General features: G+C 60.4%; 23 protein-coding genes. 15 read left to right on the top strand and 8 right to left on the bottom strand.

Translation table 11 applies throughout. From position 1 onward, the window contains the following. The first annotated feature begins 78 nt into the window (after positions 1–78). From cpaB to J0663_RS15480, 13 genes are all read left to right on the top strand, one after another. Positions 79–996 carry a Flp pilus assembly protein CpaB gene (gene cpaB / locus J0663_RS15420; protein WP_207241181.1) on the top strand — a complete coding sequence of 306 codons (918 nt, stop codon included), beginning with the start codon at positions 79–81 and terminating at the stop codon, positions 994–996. Between the two features lie 55 nt (positions 997–1,051). Continuing rightward, on the top strand, positions 1,052–2,539 hold the full coding sequence (locus J0663_RS15425; protein ID WP_207241182.1) for a type II and III secretion system protein family protein: 1,488 nt from the start codon (positions 1,052–1,054) through the stop codon (positions 2,537–2,539). Continuing rightward, positions 2,523–2,828, top strand: a complete 306-nt coding sequence (locus J0663_RS15430) for a hypothetical protein (RefSeq protein ID WP_207241183.1) — start codon at positions 2,523–2,525, stop codon at positions 2,826–2,828. The genes J0663_RS15425 and J0663_RS15430 overlap by 17 nt, the downstream gene beginning before the upstream one ends. Before the next feature lie 94 nt (positions 2,829–2,922). Beyond that, positions 2,923–4,527 (top strand): TadE/TadG family type IV pilus assembly protein, encoded by a 1,605-nt coding sequence (locus tag J0663_RS15435; RefSeq protein WP_207241184.1) that lies wholly within the window; start codon positions 2,923–2,925, stop codon positions 4,525–4,527. Then, positions 4,524–5,003: a TadE/TadG family type IV pilus assembly protein gene (locus tag J0663_RS15440; protein WP_207241185.1), complete on the top strand. Its 480-nt coding sequence runs from the start codon at positions 4,524–4,526 to the stop codon at positions 5,001–5,003. The genes J0663_RS15435 and J0663_RS15440 overlap by 4 nt, the downstream gene beginning before the upstream one ends. Next, the gene (locus tag J0663_RS15445; RefSeq protein WP_207241186.1) at positions 4,997–5,623 is read left to right on the top strand and encodes a TadE/TadG family type IV pilus assembly protein; all 627 of its coding nucleotides are present in this window, start codon (positions 4,997–4,999) and stop codon (positions 5,621–5,623) included. Before J0663_RS15440 ends, J0663_RS15445 begins: the two co-directional genes overlap by 7 nt. 27 nt (positions 5,624–5,650) lie before the next feature. Then, positions 5,651–6,796, top strand: coding sequence for a pilus assembly protein (locus tag J0663_RS15450; protein WP_207241187.1), 1,146 nt, complete (start codon positions 5,651–5,653; stop codon positions 6,794–6,796). Next, positions 6,793–7,365, top strand: coding sequence for a L,D-transpeptidase (locus J0663_RS15455; protein ID WP_207241188.1), 573 nt, complete (start codon positions 6,793–6,795; stop codon positions 7,363–7,365). Before J0663_RS15450 ends, J0663_RS15455 begins: the two co-directional genes overlap by 4 nt. A gap of 13 nt (positions 7,366–7,378) precedes the next feature. After that, positions 7,379–8,827, top strand: a complete 1,449-nt coding sequence (locus tag J0663_RS15460) for a TadA family conjugal transfer-associated ATPase (protein WP_207241189.1) — start codon at positions 7,379–7,381, stop codon at positions 8,825–8,827. Next, positions 8,824–9,777, top strand: a complete 954-nt coding sequence (locus J0663_RS15465; protein ID WP_207241190.1) for a type II secretion system F family protein — start codon at positions 8,824–8,826, stop codon at positions 9,775–9,777. Before J0663_RS15460 ends, J0663_RS15465 begins: the two co-directional genes overlap by 4 nt. A gap of 7 nt (positions 9,778–9,784) precedes the next feature. Continuing rightward, positions 9,785–10,729: a type II secretion system F family protein gene (locus tag J0663_RS15470; RefSeq protein ID WP_207241191.1), complete on the top strand. Its 945-nt coding sequence runs from the start codon at positions 9,785–9,787 to the stop codon at positions 10,727–10,729. Between the two features lie 15 nt (positions 10,730–10,744). Continuing rightward, positions 10,745–12,046, top strand: a complete 1,302-nt coding sequence (locus J0663_RS15475; protein ID WP_207241192.1) for an ATP-binding protein — start codon at positions 10,745–10,747, stop codon at positions 12,044–12,046. Positions 12,047–12,129: 83 nt separating this feature from the next. Beyond that, the gene (locus J0663_RS15480; RefSeq protein ID WP_207241193.1) at positions 12,130–12,699 is read left to right on the top strand and encodes a hypothetical protein; all 570 of its coding nucleotides are present in this window, start codon (positions 12,130–12,132) and stop codon (positions 12,697–12,699) included. 91 nt (positions 12,700–12,790) lie between these two features. Here the strand turns inward: J0663_RS15480 and J0663_RS15485 are convergent, their stop codons facing one another. Next, positions 12,791–13,312: a tetratricopeptide repeat protein gene (locus J0663_RS15485; RefSeq protein ID WP_207241194.1), complete on the bottom strand. Its 522-nt coding sequence runs from the start codon at positions 13,310–13,312 to the stop codon at positions 12,791–12,793. 260 nt (positions 13,313–13,572) lie between these two features. Here J0663_RS15485 and J0663_RS15490 point away from each other — a divergent pair, with 260 nt between their 5' ends. Then, positions 13,573–14,076, top strand: a complete 504-nt coding sequence (locus J0663_RS15490) for a hypothetical protein (RefSeq protein WP_207241195.1) — start codon at positions 13,573–13,575, stop codon at positions 14,074–14,076. Between the two features lie 19 nt (positions 14,077–14,095). Here the strand turns inward: J0663_RS15490 and J0663_RS15495 are convergent, their stop codons facing one another. From J0663_RS15495 to J0663_RS15510, 4 genes are all read right to left on the bottom strand, one after another. After that, complete coding sequence (locus J0663_RS15495; RefSeq protein WP_207241196.1) at positions 14,096–15,583, bottom strand: ArnT family glycosyltransferase; 1,488 nt, start codon at positions 15,581–15,583, stop codon at positions 14,096–14,098. Beyond that, a complete protein-coding gene (locus tag J0663_RS15500; protein WP_207244512.1) occupies positions 15,584–17,083 on the bottom strand; it encodes a glycosyltransferase family 39 protein in 1,500 nt (499 codons plus the stop codon). A 12-nt stretch (positions 17,084–17,095) separates the two neighbouring features. After that, complete coding sequence (locus tag J0663_RS15505; RefSeq protein ID WP_207241197.1) at positions 17,096–18,112, bottom strand: glycosyltransferase family 2 protein; 1,017 nt, start codon at positions 18,110–18,112, stop codon at positions 17,096–17,098. A gap of 138 nt (positions 18,113–18,250) precedes the next feature. Continuing rightward, positions 18,251–19,741: an ArnT family glycosyltransferase gene (locus tag J0663_RS15510; protein WP_207241198.1), complete on the bottom strand. Its 1,491-nt coding sequence runs from the start codon at positions 19,739–19,741 to the stop codon at positions 18,251–18,253. Between the two features lie 186 nt (positions 19,742–19,927). Between J0663_RS15510 and J0663_RS15515 the strand changes: the two genes are divergently transcribed. Continuing rightward, positions 19,928–20,890, top strand: a complete 963-nt coding sequence (locus J0663_RS15515) for a lysylphosphatidylglycerol synthase domain-containing protein (RefSeq protein ID WP_207241199.1) — start codon at positions 19,928–19,930, stop codon at positions 20,888–20,890. Here J0663_RS15515 and J0663_RS15520 read toward each other — a convergent pair. The 3 genes from J0663_RS15520 to J0663_RS15530 are packed head-to-tail and all read right to left on the bottom strand — an operon-like array spanning position 20,858 to position 22,833. After that, positions 20,858–22,099 (bottom strand): RNA polymerase sigma factor, encoded by a 1,242-nt coding sequence (locus tag J0663_RS15520; protein ID WP_207244513.1) that lies wholly within the window; start codon positions 22,097–22,099, stop codon positions 20,858–20,860. The genes J0663_RS15515 and J0663_RS15520 overlap by 33 nt on opposite strands. A 12-nt stretch (positions 22,100–22,111) precedes the next feature. Continuing rightward, positions 22,112–22,471, bottom strand: coding sequence for a YciI family protein (locus J0663_RS15525; RefSeq protein WP_207241200.1), 360 nt, complete (start codon positions 22,469–22,471; stop codon positions 22,112–22,114). A 2-nt stretch (positions 22,472–22,473) separates the two neighbouring features. Then, positions 22,474–22,833 (bottom strand): YciI family protein, encoded by a 360-nt coding sequence (locus J0663_RS15530; RefSeq protein ID WP_207241201.1) that lies wholly within the window; start codon positions 22,831–22,833, stop codon positions 22,474–22,476. Between the last annotated feature and the right edge of the window lie 9 nt (positions 22,834–22,842).

Here is a 22,842-nt window from a genome sequence, read left to right on the forward strand (position 1 = left end):
AGGGGTTTTGTTAACTCCTCCCTTCTAAATTAGCAAAAATGAATGGATGCACTCCGTCCAGTGTAGCGAGTAACCGCGATGCGTTCGTCAACGATTTTAAGTCTGGTTATTGCGTTTGTACTTGCAGCAGCAGCAGTTTTCGGTATGCGCGCGTACCTCTCCGATCAAAAGGCCCGATTGCTGGCGATGAACGGCGTGAAGGCCGAGGAAAGGACACTTGTTGTCGCCGCCACGCCAATGCGCTTCGGCGACCGGATCCGATCCGAAAACCTCAGGGCCATTCCATGGCCCTCCAATGAAACACCCGCAGGCTCATTCGTCAGCATCGATCTGGTTGTCGGCAACGATGCCCAGCCGCGTTATGCCATGGCGGCGATCGACCCTGGCGAGCCGGTGCTATCCTCGAAAATCACCGGTGCAGGCGAACGCGCCACGCTGTCGGCGGCGCTCGACCAGGGCATGAAGGCAGTCTCTATCCGCGTCAATGACGTGCTCGGCGTTGCCGGCTTCGTGAGACCTTCCGATCGCGTCGATGTGCTTCTGACGCGGGTCGTGCGCGGCCCGGTCGGCAACGATCAGACCTTTGTCGACGTGCTGCTGCAAGGCGTCAAGGTGTTGGCGGTCGACCAGACGGCAGACGAGCGCAAGGACGAGCCATCCGTCGTGAAAACCGTGACCTTTGAGGTCACGACCGATGAGGCCCAGCGCCTTACCCTCGGCTCCAGTATCGGCACCCTCTCGCTCGCGCTTCGCAATGTTGCCTCTTCCTCCATCGAGCAAACCCGCCCGATCACCGTCGCCGACCTTGGTGGCGGAGCGATGGCGACCGAGCTGGGCAAAAGCTTGGAAAATATTAAGTTGCCAGAACCTGAAAAACAAGTGCAGATTGTGGAGCCAAAGGTTGAGCCGGTGTTGCCGGTCGAGCCGAAATGGGTGACAGTGGGTGTCTGGAACACGACGAAGCGCGAGGAGCACCGAGTCGGTCTGGTCCAGTGATGTTTATGCGGCCTGCCGCAGACGCGGCCAGCTGAATGAGGGGGCTAAAGCAGGCATGGCGATCGGTAAGGGAAGATTCGCAAGGACGAAAAGCCTTGCGGCACTGGCGGCAGTGTTTTCGGCCTGTGTGTGTTTGGGGCCTGGATTTGCCAGCTCCGCCAATGCACAGGAAAAGTCCGTCACCTTGGGCGAATCGGTCCAGCATGTGACGTTGCCTCCGAACGAGACGCTGACGCTCAATACCGGCCAGCCCTTTGGCGACCTCGTCATCGGCAGCGCCGATATGATCGACGTGGTGCCGCTTTCCGACCGGTCGCTGTTCGTCCGCGGCAAGAAGGTTGGCGCCACCAATATCTCGGTCTATGGCGACGACAAGTCGCTTCTCGGCGTCATCGACATCCGCGTTGCCAACGATTTCACCGAAGTCAGCGCCGCCATTCGCTCTGCCGCGCCCTCGGCCCGGGTCAGGGTGACCAACTCCAACGATCGCATCCGCCTGACGGGCATCGTCCGTGACAGCATCGAATTGCAGCGGGTGATAGAAGTCGCCCAGTCCTATTCCGACCAACCGGTGCTGAACCAGTTGCGCGTCAGTGACAGCCAGCAGGTGATGCTGGAGGTCCGTGTCATCGAAGCCTCGCGCCAGACTGGTCGTGACCTCGGGATCGGTTGGTCTGGGCACGGCAACAATGGCATCGGCAAGGCAACGACCAGCCAGGGGATCACCGTGGACGATGACGGCAACCTGGTCCGTAGCCTCCTTGATCCGAAGGGTGCGGCGACCGGTATGTTGCCCTTCGGTCAGTTGATCGCCAAGGTGCTGGAAATCTCGGGCGGCAACGTCGACGTGGTCATCAACGCGCTCGAGCAAAAGGGATTGGTGCGCCGCCTGGCTCAGCCGAACCTCATCGCCATGAGCGGCTCGACCGCGAGCTTCCATGCCGGCGGTGAAGTGCCGATCCTGAAGACGACGAACAACGGAACGACGGTCGCCACCGAGACGGACTATCGTCCCTTCGGTGTGCGGCTGACCTTCAAGCCTGTGGTTCTTGATGACGGCGTTATCAATCTGCAGATCGAGCCTGAGGTTTCAGAGCTCGATCCGTCGATCAATGTCAACGGCAATCCCGGATTCATCTCGCGCGCTGCCAGCACCACGGTAGCACTTCGCGACGGCCAGAGCTTTGCCTTGGCGGGCCTGCTGCAGTCGATCAATGCCAAAGACATCCAGCAATTGCCGGGTCTCGGGCAGATACCGGTCCTCGGCGCACTGTTCCGGTCGACGAGTTTCCAGAAGAAGGAATCCGACCTCGTCATCGTCGTCACGCCGCACATCGTGCGGCCGGCGCGCCCGGGCGAGGACCTCTACAGTCCGCTAGATCAGACGCGTTCGTCCAACGACGTCGAGCTTTTCGCGCTCGGTGTCCTGGAAGTCGACAAGGACATGCTTCGACGCTTTCGCAATGGCGTAGGCGTGACCGGGCCCTATGGCCATCGTCTCGACCTGAACCAGGGAGTCCAAGCCGTTGCTACAAAACGCTAAGCGGGTCCTTCTCGTCCTTGCAGCCGCCGGCCTCGTTTCCGGCTGCGCCGACTATATGAACCACCGCGACACGATCACATTCGGGGCGGGCAATGCCGTGGAAGCAAACAAGGCCATCCATATTGAGGATCCGTTCCCGCCGGAAGCTCAGCGAACCCACATCGCAAGCGACGGCAAGGTGATCCGCAGGGTGGTCACTCAATATCAGAACGGCGGCTTAGGCGTTGTTCAGCCGTCGCCGGCCATGGGGGCGGATGGGGCCCCCAACGGGGCAACCGCCACCCAGTAGCTGGCGAAAGGCATGAACGGCGGCAGCCCGCCGAAGGGGAGAATGCACTAAAACGGGGTCGTCACGGCGAAAGCGCCGTGATGGGGGTATGTCAATGCTGAGCAGGGTTGTCAGACGGTTCTGGAACGATCATAGCGGCTATGTCATCGCCTTGACGCTCATCGCCATGCCAATGCTCCTCGGCTTTTCGCTGCTGATCATCGATGTCGGACGCAGCAGCAACCTGCATACGGATCTCCAAAACGCGGTCGATGCGATGGCGCTGGCCGGAGCCCGGGAACTCGATGGCCGCGACGACGCCATTTCGAGGGCGCAGACGGCGATCGAGAAAATCGCCAATGGCGCGGCTTTTTCCGAGGGCGGGACCGGCATGTCGCTTGGCTCGCATATTACCGTCTCGTACGACGCCGGAAACGATGCGGGGAGCACGGTTACCGTGCTTTTTCTGAAGAGCATTCCGGCCAACGACGATACATCAATCCCGTCTTCGATGGAAACGACAGTGGCCAGCGAAGCGTCCTACGCCTGGGTCATCGCCAAGCCGCAGGCGATGCAGACGATCTTTCCGATCCCGGTCGGCTTCACCCGCGATACGATCAACATCGCTGCCGACGCCGTGGCGGTATACCACGCGAGCGCCTGCGACGTGACGCCGATTTTTATCTGCAATCCGTTCGAGCCGGTGGGCAACACGAGTGAAAGCGCAAGCGAAGATGCCGCTACGGCCCTGCACACCAATTTTGCGGCGGGAAATCTCTACGGGCGACAGATCGAGCTTCACAGCACCGCGGCGTCCAATCCCGGTCCCGGCAATTTCGGGTTTCTGCGCACCCCCTTGGGCAATGGTGCTTCGGTGCTGGCGGAGGCTCTTGCCACCGGCAATCCCGGCACCTGCTATACACAGGACAGCCTTGACACGGAGACCGGCGCCAAGGCGGGGCCGGTCGAGGACGGCGTAAATACGCGCTTCGGCTATTACTCCTCATCGTTCAACAAGGCGAACGGAGATTATCGTTACAGACCTGCCCAAAACGTGCGCTCCGCCCAGTCAATCAGCGGCAAGGGAAAGAAGGGCTGCGATACCTACGATCCAGTCATGGTCGGAGATGTTGTCGGCGATGCGACCAAGGCTTTGCCGCTCGGCTACGGAGCGGCCATGACCTCGCTTGCCGGCGGCAAGATCAGCAGCGGCAACAATTGGCAGTACATGACCTATTGGAATGTCGCGCAGGGAACGGCTGCGCCCTCGACGAGCACGGTCCTCAGCAACTACTCCAGTTATCCCTCGCAGGCGACTGGCACACCAAGCCAACCCTCCGCTTACGATGTTTATCGTTACGAGCTTGCGAACGCGTCTCTCATCAGCCATGCCTCGGCGAATGGTGAGACCGGAACGCCGGAAACGGGTGGCCAGTGCTATAGCGGCCCGGACCTTTCGAACTATACGGCGGCCGAATATGGTGACCGTCGCGAAATCTTCTCGGCCATTGTCAATTGCGGCTATGAAGCCTCGGTCGGCCATCTGAACGGTCACAAGGCCACGCGCGCCGTCGCCTTCGCGCGCATGTTCCTGACCAAGCCGGCGATAAAGGCTGCCGGCGAACGATACCTTTCCCTGGAGATGATCGACATCACCGGTAAGGGCGGTCGCGGTACGCTGGACGAATTCCTGCGGGAAGAAGCGGAGCTGGTCAGATGATGGCGCTCCGCAATTTTATCTTGCATCGGCTTTGCCTCGGCTTCTGGCGGCGGGAGGAGGGCGCGGTGCTTGCCGAAGCGCTGCTCGCGATCCCCTTTATGACGCTCTTTGCGGCGGGGATCCTGGAGTTCGGCAGCATTTTCTGGCAGCGCATGCAGATCGACGCGGGCTTGCGCGATGCGGGGCGTTACCTTTCGCGATGCCGGCCGCTGTCGGGAACCTATGTGCCGACATGCAGTCAGGCGACTGCGAAGACGATCGCCTTTTACGGAACGCAGACACCTGCGGCAGACGCCAAGCCCCGTGTACCCGACTGGAAGGACCCTTCCGACATTACCATCGCCGCACCCGATGCGGACGGCAACATCACCCTTTCCACTGCTCACCTCTACCAGACCTCGCCCGTGTTCGGCTTTCTGGGAATCGATGCCATCACGATCAATTCCTTCCATGAAGAGAGGTACATCGGATGGTGACTTTTCGCACAGTCAAGGCATTCTGGCGGGATAGCAGTGGCGCCAGCCTTGTCGAAGCATTGCTGACCTTTCCGATCGTCATGCTGGTATTCGCCGCCTTTATCGAGTTCGGCTATGCCATGTCTCAGTGGAATCAGACGGTCAAGGCACTGCAATATGGTGCCCGTCTGGCGGCGGTGTCCGATCCGCTGACGACGAATTTCAATGCCGTCTTCCCGATCGAAGCTGCCGACCCGCTCAACAACGGCAAAGCCGCGCCGAACGATGCGACGATATCCTCGACCTGCGGACCGGCTCTGGCGAACTGCAGCGCGGCGGCATTGAACCGGATTGTCCGGGGAAGCGATGGCGTTTGCAACGTGGGAACGGATCCTTACCCCGGCATTTGCGACCTCAATTGGCGCATCCAGCCGCAGAATCTGGTGGTCACCTATCAGCGGTCGGGACTCGGCTATTGGGGCCGGCCGGACGGCCCGGTGCTGACGATGCGGCTGGAAGTGCGCGACATCACCTTTGATCTGCCGATCCTCGGCGGGCTGTTGGGCTTAAATGACGTCACCATCCCGGCTCATCCGGTGACGATCACGACGGAAGATCTAAAGACCTGTTCAACCTGCTGACCCTTTTGTTACGCGTAGGAAGCGAAAATGACAGCTCACATGAACATTGCCGCATCCACCAAGATCCTGGTTCTCTCCGACGACGCGGCTGCGGCGAGCTTCATGCTCGATACGTTCGGGTCGCTGTCGCGCTACGATGTCCGCCATCTCTCGCTCAAGGCGCTGGGAGAGAAGGGCCGCTTCGATCCGACGCAGTTCGATCTGATTGTTCTCGACGTCGACAACGGGAAATTGCTGCAGCAACCGGAGCTCTTCACGTTTCGCACCAGCTACCGGGACATTCCGCTCGTCGTCGTTTCCGAAGACCTGCCGGATGACATGCTGCGGCTGCTCTTCCGCCTGAACGGTAATGACTGGCTGAAGAAGCCGCTCGAGCGTCGCGCCCTGATCGACATGATTTCGACCCACGCGCCGGGAACCGGGGCCAGCGACAGCCGGGTGCATGCCGTAGTCTCGGCCGTCGGGGGGGCAGGCGCCAGCATGATCGCTTCGTCGCTCGCGCATGTGCTGGCCCAGCCGACCAAAAATTCCACGCCGCGGGTTGACCTGTTCGACACGGATTTTTGTTCCGGGGCGCTCGGCTATTATCTCAACCTTGTCAACGACTACGACTTGAAGCCGGTCATCGCCAATCCTTCCCGGGTCGATCTGGAATTCATCGATCTGGTCCGAAAGCGTCATTCGGCGGGGGGCTTTTCACTGCTGTCCTTCAAGCAGCCGTCAGTCCTTCTGGCGTCGAAGGGCCGTGAACTCGTGTTGCGTATGCTCGACGTGGCCGCCTTCGAGAGCGACCACACGATCATCGACATCCCCTATTACGACACGCCGTGGAAATACGAGGTGCTCACTTCGGTCAACAGCATCTGCATCGTCACCGAAATGACGGTCCCCGCGCTTTCGCAAGCCAAGGATCTGTTTACCAATCTGGTACGGCTGCGAGGCAGTTCGGATCAGATATTCATTGTCATCAACAAATACCGCTCCAAGCTTTTCGGCCTCGGCCTGCGCCGACAACAAACGCAAAGGATATTCAAGGAGATCCCGACGCATGTCATTGCGGATGACTGGGATACTGTGAGCGAGGCGGTCAACCGCGGCGTGCTGCCATTTCAGGTAAATTCCCGGGCGCGCTTCTGCGGCGCGGTCGGCAAACTTGGAGCACTGGTGCGATGAAGGCGATCGACACCCGGCGCATAAGGTCCTGCGCCACCCATGTCGGCCTGGTGGTTTTGGCAATTCTGGCCGCTGCCGGGCATGCCGCGGCAGGCGGGCTCGTGCCGCGAAGCCTTGGGCCGAGAACCAGCGCCGTGGTGGCAATCGAAAAGGACTACGCGGCGGGGACAATCGTCATCGCCAGCGGGAACCGTACGCTGGATCTCGTCATCTCCGAAGGACGCGCGATCCGTTACAAAATCGGCGTGGGACGAGACGGATTTCGCTGGAGCGGTACCGTCAAGGTTGGACGCAAGGCCGAGTGGCCTGACTGGCGCCCGCCGGCCGAGATGAAGGCGCGCGCGGCCGGACTTCCGGACCTGGTGCCTGCCGGGCCGCTCAATCCAATGGGCGCGCGCGGGATCTATCTCTACAAGGGCGGGACCGACACGCTCTACCGCATTCATGGAACGAACGAGCAGTCGACGGTCGGCGGTTTCGCGTCTTCGGGCTGTTTTCGCATGAGCAATGCCGACGTCATCGACCTCTATGAGAGGGTGAAAGTCGGTTCCACGGTCATTGTAAAATAGTTCAGGGGGAAGCATGGCGAACAGCATCATGGGGCGTTTCTACAAGCAACTGGCGCCGGAAAGCCGCGAACATCTGGAGGCGGTGGAACGGCCATCAGTTGACGCAGTTCCGAACATGCCTGCCCAACCGGGCTCTGACGGCGTCACGGCGGGTGACGAAGAGGCTTCGCTCGGGCCGGACCTGGTTTCCGAGCGGGTCAATCTGCACCGCTACCTGCTCGATCGCATCAACCTCGGCATCCTCGACACGCTCGACAACGAGGAGATCGCCACCGAGATCCGGCCGTTGGTCAAGGACTATATCCGGACCAACAACTTTCCGCTGAATGCCAAGGAAATCAATGATCTGATCCGCGACATCACCGACGAGATGCTCGGGCTGGGACCGATCGAGCCGCTGCTGGCCGACGACACGATCGCAGATATTCTCATCAACGGCTACAACAGCGTCTATGTTGAGCGAAGCGGCAAGCTCGAGAGCACCGCCGTGCGGTTCAAGGACGAGGACCATCTCCTTCGGGTCATCAACAAGATCGTCTCGGCGGTTGGCCGCCGCGTCGACGAGTCAACGCCGATGGTTGATGCCCGCCTCAAGGACGGCTCGCGTGTCAACGTCGCCATCAGGCCGATCTCGGTCGATGGGCCGCTCGTTTCCATTCGTAAATTCACGCGCAAGCCGCTGACCATGGAGCGTCTCGTGCAATATGGCGCCATGGCCGAGGCGATGCGCATCCTTCTCAGCGCCGCGGTCAAGGGCAAGGTGTCCATGGTCATTTCAGGCGGCACCGGTTCCGGCAAGACCACCTTGCTCAACGCTCTCTCGTCCCAGATCTCTCCAAAGGAGCGCCTAATCACCATCGAGGATGCGGCCGAGCTTCAACTGCAGCAGCCGCATGTCGGGCGTTTGGAAACCCGACCGCCGACGCTCGACGGACGCAACGAGATCCGGCAACGCGAACTTCTGAAAAACGCCCTGCGCATGCGTCCCGACCGCATCATAGTCGGCGAAGTCCGCGGCGACGAGGCGTTCGACATGCTGCAGGCGATGAATACCGGTCACGAGGGGTCGATGACGACCATTCACGCCAACACGCCCCGCGACGCCGTCGGCCGGCTTGAGCAGATGGTCGGCATGGCCGGGATGCCGATGTCGCAGTTGTCTATTCGCTCGCAGATCTCGTCCGCCATCACCCTGATCGTGCAGGTCCAGCGCCTGAGCGACGGCAGCCGCAAAGTTGTCTCGATTTCCGAGATCACCGGCATGGAGGGCGAAGTCGTGCAGATGCAGGAAATTATGAAATTCAAGAAAATCGGCACCGATGAAGGCGGGCGGATCCACGGAGAGTTCCGCGCCACCGGCATCCGGCCGCGGTTCGTCGAGGAATTTGCCGAGCTCGGGATCGAGATTCCTGTGGCGATTTTTGATCCCGGTAAACCGCTGCAAACGGGGCCTGTTCAATGACCCTCACTCTGCTTTACGCGGCCGTTTTCACCGCGGCCCTTGTTGCTGTCGAAGCGATCATGCGCGGCTACTTCAAGACATCCGAACGCCACCGCGCGGTGAACCATCGGCTGAGGTTGCTCGAGGTCAGCGATGACCATCGTAAGACCTATAGCGATATGCTCAAGGAGCGCGGCGCCGGCGACAGTTGGCGGCAAATCCCGATGATGCAGCGGCTGCTGCAGTTCTACGCCCAGTCGGGGATCAAGTTCGATGCCAGACGGTTTGCTCTCTTCGCGATCGCCGGCGCACTTTTGACGTGGGTGGTCGTTCAGTTCCTCGTGCCGAGTACTCTGTTTAGAATACCCGTCTTTCTCCTGATCGGCCTCCTCATCCCTGCACTCGTCGTCTGGCGCGCCCGGGCGCGCCGCATGAAGAAATTCGAGCTGAAGCTTCCTGAAGCACTCGATGTCGCCAATCGCAGCTTGGCCGCCGGCCACCCGCTGCCGGCGGCGATTGCCTTGGTGGCGCGCGAGATGCCTGATCCGATCGGCACCGAGTTCGGCCTCCTCTCGGACGAACTCACCTACGGCGTGACACTGGATGATGCCCTTCTCAACTTGGCGGACCGGGTCGGAGTCGAGGATCTGAACCTGCTTGCGATATCGCTGAGCGTACAGGCGGGAACCGGCGGAAATCTCGTGGAGATCTTGCAGAACCTTTCGAAGACGCTGCGAGACCGGACGATGCTAAAGGCAAAGGTCAGGGCGATTTCCTCGGAAGGACGCATCACCGCGATCTTCATGTCGATCTATCCGTTTCTGCTCTACGCGATGATCAAGGCGCTGTCGCCGACCTACTTCGATCCCGTCTGGGACAGCGGCCACGGAGCCGCCGTGGTGTGCGTGCTGCTGGCCATCATGGCGATCGGGAATGTCATTCTCTACAAGATGGTCAACTTCGAGTACTGAGGCGGTCATGTCGAGTGAGTATGGAATTTACCTCATCGTCTTCTTTGCAGTGCTGATATTTTCTGCGGCAGCCTCGGAATTGTTTTTTCGACAGCGCGAGGTCTCGGTTCGGGTGTCGAAGAGCTCGGCGGCAACAGGCGAGGAGTTCCACCTTGGCGATACGACGATTGCCGATCTCGGCGAGGCGGAAAACCGCCTGATCCGCCGCTATTTCGAGATTACGCGACGTGACACGAATGCGAACTCCACCCAGAACCGGCTGATTCGGGCGGGGTATTTCGCTGCCGGCGCCGTGACCACCTTCCAGGTGGTGCGCGCGGTGGTCTGCATCGCGGTGGTGGTCGCGGCGGTCTGGGTCCTCAACCGGGTCGCGCCCGATATGTCGCGCATCGCTACGCTGATCATTGCCATGTTTGCTGCGGGCATGAGTTTTATTCTGGTCAACATCTATATCGACCGGCGTGGCGCCGCCAAGGAGAGGGAGTACCGCCGCCTCTTTCCCGATTTTATGGATATGCTGATCGTCTGCCTCGATGCGGGGATGAGCATTGAGGCAGCGGCGAACCGTGTTGCCCGGGAATTCGTCGCCAAGCAGCAGGACTTCGGCCTGCATCTTTCGATCATGATGCTGGAAGTGCGGGGCGGCCGGCGATTGCGCGAGGCGCTCGCCAACCTTGCCACCCGCCTGAGAATTGACGAGGCCCGGGCGCTTTCCGTTCTGTTCCGCCAATCGGAGGAGCTCGGGACCAGCGTAACGCAGACGCTGCGGGTCTACAGCAAGGAAATGCGCGACCTGCGTATTGTGCGCGCGGAGGAAAAGGCGAACGCCCTGCCGGTCAAGATGCTGCTGCCGCTCGGCGCATTCCTCTTTCCGGTAAGCCTCATCATCGTTCTCGTTCCCATTGTCATCCGTGTCGTCAGTCTTCTCATCGGCATGAAACCCGGCGGTTGAGCCAAGCGAGGTAGTATGCAGTATTCGCTCGAACAGAAACGTACCGATGCCATCATTTCCCTCGATCCGCGGATGCCAATGGCACCGGCAAGCATCGAACAAGCCGGACTGGATCTCTCGTTCCTGCTTCGGCTGGCGTCAAAATGTGCGGCCGAGCAGGATACAATCACGGCATCTCATCTGGCTGAGCGCATGAAATTGCCGAAGGTGATCGTCAATATCCTGATCAAGGAACTCGTGAAACTCGCATACCTCGAGGCTCGCGGCCTGGTTGGTGAGGATGTGAGATCCGATATTCGATATGCGCTGTCCATGAAGGGGTTCGAATATGCCCACGCGGCGTCGCGTCAATGCCAATATGTCGGGCCGGCGCCGGTGTCGCTGGAGGCCTTCTGTCGGCAAGTCGGTTTGCAGTCCATCCATGACGAGCGCGTGACCCCAGAGCGGTTGACAGATAGCCTTGACGGGTTGGTGCTCTCAGACGCCCTGGTCGAAAAGCTCGGCCCAGCCCTCAACTCCGGTCGCTCCATCCTGCTTTACGGACCTCCCGGCAACGGCAAGACCAGCATCGCCGAGCGGACGTCGGAACTGTTTCGCCAAACAATCTGGGTGCCCTATGCCATCGAAGTCGGCGGCCATGTCATCAGTTTCTATGATGAAGCAGTGCATCGCTCCATATCGGCTGACACGGAATCCCATCCGAAAGGGGATCAACGATGGATCGAATGTCGCCGGCCGGTGATCAAGACAGGCGGGGAATTGACCCTCGATCAGCTCGATCTGATCTTCAACGAAGGGCCGAATGTCTATGAAGCGCCCATACACTTGAAGGCGTCCGGCGGCGTTTTCATCATCGACGACTTCGGGCGCCAGCAAGTGGCGCCGCAGGCGCTCATCAATCGCTGGATTGTGCCGCTCGAGCGCGGATATGACTTCCTGACGCTGCACACCGGCAAGAAGTTCAAGGTTCCCTTTGACGAGCTCGTCGTATTTTCGACGAATATCGCACCGAAGGACCTTTCCGACGAGGCGGGCTTGCGGCGCCTCAAATACAAGATTTTTGTCAACACGCCGTCGCGCGACGAATATATCAGGATCTTTAAATCCTATGCCAGCGGCACGGGATTGGTTGTCTGTGATCCAGACCTGAACCTGTTTTATGATCGCAAGTACGGCGGCGATGTGCTAGCGTCCTGCTATCATCCCAAATATCTTCTGGATTTCGTCGGTTCTTACTGCGACTTCAACGGCATAGCCAGAATCGCGTCGCTCGATATGCTCGAACGGGCGTGGGAAGGTGTTTTCACGTCGGAATGATTGCGGATCTGGCGCTGATCGCGGCCGTTTCCTGGAAGGCGTATCCAACGCAGATTCAATGACTTACGGGGGAGTATATACGAATGACCAGCATCCCGAGTATCGAAGTCGAAGTCGACGTCACAAAACCAAGCAAGACGCCGGCATCAGAGCAGAGAGGCTCAAAAAACCCGCTGCTCGTCGGTTTGCTCCTCATGCTCTTGCCCGTGAATGCTGGCGTTCTCATTTATACCGCCAAAAACTCGGCGGATGTTCGCGAGAGCCGGGAGACCATCGCCGCACTTAAAAGGTCCATCGATGGCCTGAGAGGACAGATGGAAAAACAGTCGCACAACATCGCGGATAATGCCAAGGCCGACGAGGTCGCACTTATCCGCCAGGAGATGGATGGCCTGCAAAAGGCCATTTCGTCGATGAACGAACGGATGGGCAGCGACACCAGCGTCTCACGCATGGGGTCAGCCTTGGTCCTCAGTGCGCCCGGCAAAGAACCAGCGCAATTTTTCGCACCCCGTGCCATGCCGGCGGAAACGCAAACCTCCGATAGTACTCTTGCATCCATCGAGGCGGGGGGCATTTCAGTCAATGACCTGCCGCGTTACGAACGAACACTCTCGCCGCAAGGTCAGCTCATCCTTCGGAAGGCGCGGTAGACACCGACTCCACAGAAATCTCCAAATCAATCGGTGGACGCTGCCAGGCGACGCCGCAGCGATGCTCGCGACGCGGCGAGGGGCACTCTACTTACCGCTGAGCATACTTAACGCTGTTTTTCATCAATTCGAGATTGCGGGCGGTGACTTCGTTTCCGGGGTCAAGCTCATAGGCTTTCAGGAAATACCGCCTGGCATTGCGCAAGTCGCCGCGCAATAGGTGAGAATATCCGACATTGTTGTAGTAGACCGGCGTGTTGCCGATCATTCGCGAGAGCTGCTGGTAGGCGCGGTCCGAGGTGTCGAAGCGGGCGACCATATCGGCGGAGGCTGCCAAGCCGAGCCAAGCGGCCGGGTCCTGCGGAAAAACGTCAACCGCTCGCTTGTAAATCGCATAAGACTTTCCGTAGTTCTTTTCCTGAAACTGCAGTTTGCCGTTGGTTATCAACTCATCGTTCTTATAGAAGGCGACGGCCGAGTCATCCTCGAGGGTTTTTGCACTATCGCCATAAGCAGCCAGACCATCAACGCCGGATGACTGGCAACCAGCCAAAATCGCTCCGGTCGCTAGCAAAAAGACAATGCATTTGGTCCCAGCTCTGATCCGCAACATCGGCAACTTGATCCCCCATCAGACACTCTTACCTAAGACTCGGATGCGTTCACCGGCAATCATCGTGAAAAAAAGCTAACAACTCAAGAATTTAAGCAAATACTCACAAAAAAGCGACAGAGGCGCTCTTCGCCGGACTGCGCCGGCGTGATAAAAAACGCCGACTACTCAAAGTGGTATCATGTACCCCGCGATTCCTAGAATAAAAATTAATCCACGTCGTTTAACCTTGCTCGTCAGGTCAAAAGATGGAACGCGCTATGCGGATCGCTGTATTCACGTTGATGCGACTTGGGCCATCACTGGCTTACGCGATAGCATCGATCTTCGTCCTCAGCATGCCGCTCTTGGAAAGCCAGCCCTCAAGTGCGTCCGCGTGGTGGCTGCATATGACAATACTCCCGGTCATGCGCGAACCGATCTATCTGCTTTTGGCGGTACCCGGCGTTGGAATTTGGAGCGCCGCGGTCCTACTGGTGCTTGCGTCGATTTTCGGGATTCGCGTGGCCCTTGAGCCGCAAAGACACCAGCGGTCAGGATTCATCCATGCCCATATCGCGCTGATCGCGACCGGTCTAACCATGGGGCGGGCAGCAGTTGCGCAAGCCGGCCTTTCCGACTTTGCGCTGCCGCAACTTCAACGAGGCGACTGGTCGTTCCTGCCGCTAACCTACTCACCGCTTGGAATGTTCCTTTTTATATCCGTGTTTCTGGCCTGCCTTTGCTGCCATTTGACAATCATCAGGCGTGCAATATCGGCGTGATAGACAAGGGTCGAACCGCTCAGCTCGGCTGATGAACCCAGGCATAGCCGAAACGATAGCTATCGTCGCCGCGCTGATAGAAATAGGGCACGTCGATTACCGAGGCCTCGGGCGCGGATACGCCGAGATTGGCTTGAAGCCATTGAGCCATATCAGGCGGAAGCGCTTCGTTTTCGCCCTTATGTGCGATCAGCCAGACGAGCAGAATCGGCCGCCGAGCGGAGAGATCCGGTTTAAAGCCGGGATAATCCACGGAAACGACCGGTACGCCGGCGATATCCTGTCTGAGATTGCCGGCAAGCAGGCTGTCGCCGGCAAGGATCGCCGCCGGTTCGGCCTGTTTGCGCAAGATTTCGAGCATGCTGGCATAGGGCCTGTTCAGCCGCTCGTAGTGTCCTGTGAAGCGCGCGCTCGCCACACTGCCGTAAAGGGTTGCCGGCACGCCGATCATGATGACGGCAACGACCGGCATGAAACGCCGGAAAGCCCTCTCGGTTTCCGCGCCCGCCGCCTCGATCTTCAGGCAGAGATAAAGCGGCACGATGAAGAGCATCGGCACCAGCCAGCGGTCCTTTATGCCGGCAGCCCCCCCGAAGACGATCAACAGTAGGATGCCGACGGCGAAGACGAGCATCATCCGCTCGAGGAGTTGCGTCCATTCCGATTGGGAGGCCAACGACAGGCGAAGCGTCCTGCCGAAGACGACTGCGAACACAGCCACGGTCAATCCGGCGAAGCTGATGATGGCGAGGGCAAGCGAGCTGGCACCCATGGCAACCTGCATGAGATAGCTCGCATTGCCGCTTGCAGTCATCTTCTCCAGCGTGCGGGCGGTCGCGAAATCGAGATTGTCCTTCAGCCAGAAGAGATGCGGCAAGGTGATGACGAGCGCGACAACAGCCGTGAGCGCCAGCCTTCGGTCGAAGATCCGCGGCCGCAGGCGCGCATCCGCCAGCGCGGCAATCAGGGCTGCCGCCGGCAGGATGGCGAAATTATATTTGGCAAGCAGGCCAAAACCGATGCCGACACCGGCGATCAGGTAGGAGGCAAAGCTCGGTTGCTTCAGGCTGCGGATGAAGCCGTAGAAAAAGATGCTGGCCGAAAAGAAGACCGCAACCGTGTGGGTCAGGTCCCGCTGCATCTCGAAAACCATCTGCGGGATCGTCAGCAGCCCGAGTGTTGCGATTGCCACGAGCGCCTTGTCACGCAGGATAAGCCGCGCCGTCAGGCCGTAGAGCAGATAGGAGATGAAAAGCAGAAGGTTCTTTACGACGGACAGGGCGGCAAGCGAGACGCCTGTAAATTGGAAGACCGCATATTGCAGCCAGTTGTAGAAAGGCGGCTGCGGGCCGTAACCGGCGGCGAGCCATTGTGAGCGGAAGACCTGTTCGGCCTCGTCGAGATCGAGCGAATGCGAGGTCGCAAGCCGTACGCCGACCTGAAGCAGGAAATAGCCGGCCAGCAGGACGAAAATCCACCTTATGTCGCGAAGGCTGGTCTCGGTCATCTATCTCGCCTCCGGCCGAACCCAAGCATAGCCGAGCGCGAAATTGTCGCCCTGGCGGCCGTAGTAATAGGGAAGCGACAGCGATCCGATCTCCTGCGGTACAATGCCCGCCGCCGTCAGCGCCGATGAAAATCGCTCCGGCATGACGGCATCCGCCGCCGTCGCCGTTCTTTTTCCGCGCCAGACAATGAGCACCGGTCCGCCCGATGCCGCATAGGCCGGGATGCCGGGCGCCGGAAAATCCGGGATAACCACGGGCACGTCGGGAAATTGCAGCCGCATGTTCCCGCCGACATAGGTATCCGACGCGATGATCAGCGCGGGTTTCGACTCTCGCGTCATGTCGCGTGCGAGATCGGCCATCGGCACGTTCGGTCGGCTGTAGGTTCCGATCTGCCCGGCGCCGACGACGCGGAACCCGAGCGCGACCAGCACGCAGGCCATCAGCACCGGCACGACTGGCCGGAAGCGGCGCAGTCCGGCGGAAAGGTCGAGCCCGGCCGCCTGCATCTTGGCCAGGAAGTAGATCGGCAGCACCAGCAGAAACGGGTCGAGCCAGCGTTCACGCACCGTCGTGGAGCCGGTAAACAGCACGATGAGAAGAATACCCGCCAGACTCGCGAGCATCATCCGCTCCATCATTCCGGTCCAGCGGCTTCCCGATGACAGCGCCCGGAAGAAATCCCGGCGGAAGGCGGCGGCGAAAATGGCGACGGGCAGCGCCGCAAAGGCGATGATGGCGACGAGAAAGGCGACAACGCCCCTGCCGATCCGCACGGCGCCGGCCGGTTCGTTGCCGGCCGCCATCTTGACCAGAGTATCGGAGGAGGCGAATTCAAGGTTGCTCCGCAGCCAGATCGCATGCGGCAGCACGATGACGAGCGCGACGGCGATCGCCGCCAGGATGCGCCGGTCGAGCGCCCTGCGCCTCCACTTTGCATCGGGCAGGATGGCGATCAGCGCGACGACCGGCATCAGCGCGAAATTATATTTCGAGATCAGCCCGATGCCGGTCGCAAGCCCGAGCAGGATGTAGCTGCCGAGATCGGGCCGCTCGAGCGTGCGGAAGAAGCCGTAGAGGAAGAGCGAGCTTGCAAAGAGCAGCGCCGTCGTATGGGTTAGATCCTGCTGCGCCATGTAGGAGACCTGGGGCAGGGTGATCAGCGCCAGCATGCCGACGGCGGCAAGCCCCTGATCCTTCAGCGCCTCGCGCCCGGCAAGGCCGTAAAAGATATAACACAGGAAGAGCAGGATATTCTTCGGGACAATGAGCGCGCCGATCGACATGCCGGTCACCGAAACGACGGCATATTGCATCCAGTTGTAGAAGGGCGGCTGCGGGCCGTAGCCCGCCAGCAGATATTGCGAGAAGAAGGACTGCTCGGCCTCGTCGAGTTCCAGCGAATGCGGAAGCGCCAATCGCAGCGTGATGTTCAGCACGAAATAGGCTGCAAGGAGCAGCGCCGCGGTTCTGATCGTCCTCGTCGCGCGTTCCAGCATCATGCTGCCGGCTTACGCTTGGCTTTGATCGTCGAAGATCTGCCGCACGATATAGTTCGGGGAGGCGTCGTCACGATAATAGGTGCGCGCGATCATTTCCGCCAGGATGCCGGTGGTGATCATCTGCACCGACGACAGCAGGAGCACGACACCGACCATCAGCATCGGGCGTGTCCCGATGTCGTTGCCCATGATGAATTTGTCGAAACCGAGATAGAGCAGGATCAGCACGGCAACCGCGCCGAGGCCGAGGCCGAGCGAACCGAAGAAATGCCCGGGCCGCGCCTTGTAGCGCATGAAGAACATCACCGACAGCAGATCGAGGATGACGCGGAATGTGCGCGAAATTCCGTATTTCGAAACCCCGTGCTCGCGGGCATGGTGCGTGACGGCCATCTCGCCGATGCGCGAGCTCGGGACGACGCCGGCGACCCAGGCCGGGATAAAGCGGTGCATCTCGCCCATCAGCTTGACCTGCTTGATGATCGAGGCCCGGTAGATCTTCAGGCTGCAGCCGTAGTCGTGCAGCTTGACGCCGGTGATGCGGCCGATCAGGTAATTGGCGCACCAGGAGGGGATCTTGCGCAGGAGCAGACCATCCTTGCGGTTCTTGCGCCAGCCGACCAGGAGGTCGAGTTCGCGCCGCTCGAGCTCGGAGACCATCGAAGGAATATCCCGCGGGTCGTTCTGCAGATCGCCGTCCATGGTCGCGATCAGCCGGCCACGGGCGGTGTCGATACCGGCCTGCATGGCAGCGGTCTGGCCGAAATTGCGCTGCAGTTCGACGATCCTGAGCGCCAGCCCCTCGCGGCCGACGAACTTGCGGGCGTTGACGAGCGTCGCGTCCGTGCTGCCGTCGTCGACGAGGATCAGTTCCCAGCGATTGGGATACTGGGCCATCGCTGCGAGGATACGCTCGACCAGCGGCCCGACGCTTTCCTCTTCGTTGAAAACGGGCACGACCAGCGACAGCTCGAGCGATTGTACCGGATCATTCGTGCCGCGAATGGGCTCTACCGTTGTCTGCAACTTTGCATCTCCAAAAGGCCGGGCGGCCTTGCAATCTTACTGCCGCCGCCGCGCTTGCGGAAGCCTACTACATGAAGTGTCCGCCCGTTGCCAGCGGGCAATGCAGCTTTCCCGGCAATCGGCCGACTTGCCGGAACCCTATTTCGCGCCGCCTTCCACCCAGGAATAGCCAATGGAGAAGGTATGTTTGCCGTCGCCGAAAAGATAGGGCAGCGTCAACGTGTTCAGCTCTTTCAGATGAATACCCGATTTCACCAGATCGCTGGCAAAACCCGGAGAAATGGTTGGGTCATTTGCCGTTTCACCGCGCCAGACGACGAGCACAGGACCCTTGGCAGCGGCATATTCGGGAACTCCGGGGCCTGGAAAAAATGGAATTACGACCGGAACGTCGGGAAATCGCAGCCTCATATTGCCTGCCACGAACTTCGTTCCCGCCACGATCAGGACGGGTTTGCGGGTCTTCGTGAGTTCGGCGACATAGCCGGAGAAAGGCACATTCGTTCTCGTATAGGTGCCGATATATTGAATGGCGACGATCCTGAGCAGGAGGATGGCCAGGATGACGACCATGAAGACCGGCACCACAGGCCGGAAGCGTGCGAGCCCGGCGGAAAGATCGATGCCTGCGGTTTCCAGCTTCAGAAACAGATAGATCAGCAGGACGAGCAGGCAGGGGTCGAGCCAGCGCTCGTGGATATCGCTCGCGCCGGCGAATACAACGATGCCGACGAATGCTAGCAGGCTGACGATCATCATCCGCTCGATGACCCGGATCATCGGGCTGGACGCTGAAAGTGCGCGGAAGAAATCCCGTCGGAAGGCTGCTGCGATCAGCACGATCGGCAGTGCGACGAAGCCGAGGACGGCGATGACGAGGGAGAGCAGCCCCTGTCCGATACGCGGCAGGCCGGCGGCGGCCTCGTGCTCGGCGGTCATCCGCTCCACGGTTGGAGCAGAAGCGCTGACGAGGTTATCGGGCAGCCAGAGCGCATGCGGCAGAACGATCAGAATGGCGATTGCGACCGCCGGCAGCAGGCGCCAGTCGAACAGACGGCTGCGCCACTTCCAGTCCGGCAGGACGGCGATGAAGGCGGCAAACGGCAGGATGGCGAAATTGTATTTGGAGATCAAACCGATGCCGGTGGCGATGCCGATGACGAGATAACTCCCGACGGTCGGCTGACGCAGTGTGCGGAAAAAGCCGAAGAGGAAGAGCGAGGTCGCAAACAGCAGGGCAACGGTATGGGTCAGTTCGCGCTGCGCCATCAGGCCGACCTGTGGCAGGGTGATCAGGCTCAGCATGGCGATGGGTGCGAGCATACGGTCCTTCAGCACCTCCCGGGCAGCCAACCCATAGAAAAGATAGCAGCCGAAGAGAATGATGTTCTTCGGAACCGAGAGCGCCCACATCGTGATACCGGTCACCGAGACGATGGCGTATTGGATCCAGTTGTAGAAGGGCGGCTGCGGGCCGTAGCCGGCCAGAAGATATTGCGAGTAGAAGGCTTGCTCCGCCTCGTCGAGATCGAGCGTGTGAGGCAGCGCGATGCGGAGCGCGATGTTCAGCAGGAAATAGACTGCCAGCAAAATGCTCGCGCTCGTAATGGTTCTGGTAATGCGCTCCAACTTCGATCTCCAAGTCAGGCCGGCGAGGCGCCGTCATCTATCGGTCTGCGGGGGGAGCCTCGGCCTTAAAGCGATCTCGCCGCCACCGCCGTCAACTCCACCGTTGTGCGCAACCTTCATTTCTCCTAAAACGCCTGGCGACGGAACCGAGGCCTGTGTCGACGCCAAGCGAGGAATGCCTACTACATGAAGAGTTCGATCGTTGAAAGCCAGCAGTCCTGGTTTATGCGCAATCGCATGACGGCGCTGACGGTCGTAATTGTCGCAGCCTATGCGCTCTTCGTGCAATGGTTCTGGGGCTGGCCGGTCATCATCAGCCAATGGGCCGAGGTTGGGGCAGGCCCGGTGATCGGAGCGCTCGCGGCTTTGACCGGCACCTATTTCCTGCGCACCTGGCGTATCTACGACTATTTTCCAAAGGAGACGGCGGGCAGGTTCGCGATCCTCTTCCGCGTTACGCAGATTCACAATCTCCTGAACATCATGCTGCCCTTCCGCACCGGCGAGACCAGTTTTCCCCTGTTGATGCGCACCGAATTCGGCATTCCTCTGACGCGCGGAACCTCGGCTCTTCTCGTCATGCGGCTGCTCGACCTGCACGCCCTGTTGGCGGCGGCTGGCATCGGCTTTGCGCTCGCCGCGGCCGATGCGCTGGTCGCATGGTCGCTTTGGACGATTTTCCTGCTGCTGCCGGTCGCAGCTTTCGCCGCACGCAAGCCGCTGTTCCGTGTCGCCTCCAGGCTGTTGCCTGCGAAGGTGCAGAAATTTGTGGTCGAGATCGAAAACGGCTTGCCGCTCAATGCCGCCGCTTTTGCGCGCGCCTGGGCGATGACCATCGTCAATTGGCTGGTGAAGGTGATCGTGCTCGCATGGGCGCTGGGCCTGATGGGAGTGCTGCCGATGGCGGCAAGCTTCGGCGGCGCGCTTGGCGGCGAGCTCTCCTCCGTTCTGCCGGTGCACGCGCCGGGCGGAGTCGGGACCTATCCGGCAGGCATCACCGCCGGCGCTATTGCGCTCGGAGCCTCGAGCGAGCGGGTGGCGCTTGCCGTGCTGGCGCAGGCGAGCGTCAATGCGCATCTCTTGATCATCGTCTCGGCGCTGACGGGCACGGCGATCTCACTGCCGCTCGGGCGTCGCGGCAAGCTCTGAGATCCGTTTCCGTAGAAAAGCCTGCTCCGGCTCCTGCCGGCAAAGCGATAGTGCCTTCTGATAGGCTGCGATCGCCTCTTCGGCGCGGCCGAGACGGCGCAGGAAATCGGCACGCGCCGAATGGGCGAGGTGATAGGCCTGGAGCTCGCCGCGTCCTAGAATGGCATCGATCAGCTCGAGCCCCTTCGCCGGCCCTTCCGCCATGGCGATCGCCACCGCACGGTTGAGCTCGATGATCGGGGAGGGCTGCGCCGCCAAAAGAAGATCGTAATAGAAGACGATCCGCCGCCAGTCGGTTTCTTCGGCTGCCGATGCCCGGGCATGTTCGGCGGCAATCGCCGCCTGCAGCGTGTAGGTGCCGATCTCTCCAGCTCGCATCGCCTCGGCAAGCAGGGTCAGGCCTTCCGAAATCTTCGCATTGTCCCAGAGTGAGCGGTCCTGATCCGCAAGCAGCACCAGCGATCCCAGCTCGCCGCGGCGGGCGTTGCGGCGGGAGTCCTGCAGCAGCATCAGGGCCAGCAGGCCGGAGACATCGGGATGCGGGAGAAGCGTGAGAACGAGCCGCGCCAGCCGTATCGCCTCTGCGGTCAGGTCGGCGCGGACCACGTCTTCGCCCGAGGAGGCGGAGTAACCTTCGTTGAAGACGAGGTAGATGACGTGCAACACCCGGTCGAGCCGCTCCGGCAAAGCCTCGCGGCCGGGCACTTCATAGGGGATTTTCGCCGCCCGGATCCTGCCCTTGGCGCGCACGATCCGCTGCGCCACCGTCGGTGCCGGAACGAGGAAGGCATGAGCGATCTCTTCGGTGGTCAATCCGCAGATTTCCCGAAGTGCCATCGCTGTCTGCGCATCGGCGGGAATAACGGGGTGGCAGCAGGTGAAGACCAGCCGCAGCATATCGTCCTCGATCGCTTCCATGTCGCCGATTTCCGTTTCGTCGATCGTGTAGAGACTGTCCTCGATGTGCTGCTGCGCGGCATCGAATCGCGCCCGGCGCCGGATCGTATCGATCGCCTTGAAGCGTCCCGTCGAAACGAGCCATGCGAAGGGGTTGCCGGGAATGCCGTCGTCCGGCCATGTCCGGGCAGCCGCGGCAAAGGCATCGTGCAGCGCTTCCTCCGCCCGGTCGAAATCGCCGAGCAGGCGGATCAGCGTCGCCAGCACCCGGCGCGACTGGGTCCGATAAATCTCATCGATCACGCTTTCCAGGGGCGCTCCTCCTCAGTCCGGCATGGTGAGTGTTCGCACGGGCCTGAGCTCGACCGCGCCGAAATGCGCCGAAGGGATCCTTCCGGCAATCTCTTTCGCCTTCGCCAGATCAGGCGCCTCGATGACGTAGAAGCCGGCCAGATGCTCCTTCGTCTCCACATAGGGACCGTCGGTAGCGGAGAGCGTGTTGTTGCGAACGCGCAGCACCGTCGCCTGGTCAGGCATCTCCAAGGCATCGGAATGGATCATGATGCCATCGCGGCGCAGTTCCTCATCGAAAGCGAGATGCGCCTTGATGAGTTCATCGGTCTCATCAGGCGTCAGCCTGCCATCCGTGTCGGCGCTGTTGTAGATCAGGCAGATGTAGCGCATGGCTATTTCCCATCCTGGATCGCGTAAGTCGGGCGCACTTCGATCGAGGAATATTTGAGGATCGGAAAAGTCGACGCGATCGTCTTCGCCTCCTCTATATTCTCGGCTTCGATAAGCACAAAGCCGCCGAGGTGCTCCTTGATTTCGGCAAATGGGCCGTCGGTCGCAGAGACTTCACCATTGCGCAAGCGGACCGTGACCGCTGTTGACGGTTCATGCAAGGCGAGCGCCACCTGCAGGTGACCGCTCTCGCGCCATCGATTGTCGCTGATGATGCACTCCTGTGTGAGCGCATCCCATTCGCTCTGAGGGACCAGCTTGCTTTTTTCCGTGTCGAACCAGATCTGGCATAAAAATTTCATCGGTTTCTC

Source organism: Rhizobium lentis, from assembly GCF_017352135.1.
In the GTDB taxonomy this organism is placed as follows: domain Bacteria; phylum Pseudomonadota; class Alphaproteobacteria; order Rhizobiales; family Rhizobiaceae; genus Rhizobium; species Rhizobium lentis.

Coding starts and splice junctions, on each gene's coding strand:
- cpaB (WP_207241181.1), top strand. CDS start 79: ATGCGTTCGTCAACGATTTTAAGTCTGGTTATTGCGTTTGTACTTGCA.
- J0663_RS15425 (WP_207241182.1), top strand. CDS start 1,052: ATGGCGATCGGTAAGGGAAGATTCGCAAGGACGAAAAGCCTTGCGGCA.
- J0663_RS15435 (WP_207241184.1), top strand. CDS start 2,923: ATGCTGAGCAGGGTTGTCAGACGGTTCTGGAACGATCATAGCGGCTAT.
- J0663_RS15440 (WP_207241185.1), top strand. CDS start 4,524: ATGATGGCGCTCCGCAATTTTATCTTGCATCGGCTTTGCCTCGGCTTC.
- J0663_RS15445 (WP_207241186.1), top strand. CDS start 4,997: ATGGTGACTTTTCGCACAGTCAAGGCATTCTGGCGGGATAGCAGTGGC.
- J0663_RS15450 (WP_207241187.1), top strand. CDS start 5,651: ATGACAGCTCACATGAACATTGCCGCATCCACCAAGATCCTGGTTCTC.
- J0663_RS15455 (WP_207241188.1), top strand. CDS start 6,793: ATGAAGGCGATCGACACCCGGCGCATAAGGTCCTGCGCCACCCATGTC.
- J0663_RS15460 (WP_207241189.1), top strand. CDS start 7,379: ATGGCGAACAGCATCATGGGGCGTTTCTACAAGCAACTGGCGCCGGAA.
- J0663_RS15465 (WP_207241190.1), top strand. CDS start 8,824: ATGACCCTCACTCTGCTTTACGCGGCCGTTTTCACCGCGGCCCTTGTT.
- J0663_RS15470 (WP_207241191.1), top strand. CDS start 9,785: ATGTCGAGTGAGTATGGAATTTACCTCATCGTCTTCTTTGCAGTGCTG.
- J0663_RS15475 (WP_207241192.1), top strand. CDS start 10,745: ATGCAGTATTCGCTCGAACAGAAACGTACCGATGCCATCATTTCCCTC.
- J0663_RS15480 (WP_207241193.1), top strand. CDS start 12,130: ATGACCAGCATCCCGAGTATCGAAGTCGAAGTCGACGTCACAAAACCA.
- J0663_RS15485 (WP_207241194.1), bottom strand. CDS start 13,312: ATGTTGCGGATCAGAGCTGGGACCAAATGCATTGTCTTTTTGCTAGCG.
- J0663_RS15490 (WP_207241195.1), top strand. CDS start 13,573: ATGCGGATCGCTGTATTCACGTTGATGCGACTTGGGCCATCACTGGCT.
- J0663_RS15495 (WP_207241196.1), bottom strand. CDS start 15,583: ATGACCGAGACCAGCCTTCGCGACATAAGGTGGATTTTCGTCCTGCTG.
- J0663_RS15500 (WP_207244512.1), bottom strand. CDS start 17,083: ATGCTGGAACGCGCGACGAGGACGATCAGAACCGCGGCGCTGCTCCTT.
- J0663_RS15515 (WP_207241199.1), top strand. CDS start 19,928: ATGAAGAGTTCGATCGTTGAAAGCCAGCAGTCCTGGTTTATGCGCAAT.
- J0663_RS15525 (WP_207241200.1), bottom strand. CDS start 22,471: ATGCGCTACATCTGCCTGATCTACAACAGCGCCGACACGGATGGCAGG.
- J0663_RS15530 (WP_207241201.1), bottom strand. CDS start 22,833: ATGAAATTTTTATGCCAGATCTGGTTCGACACGGAAAAAAGCAAGCTG.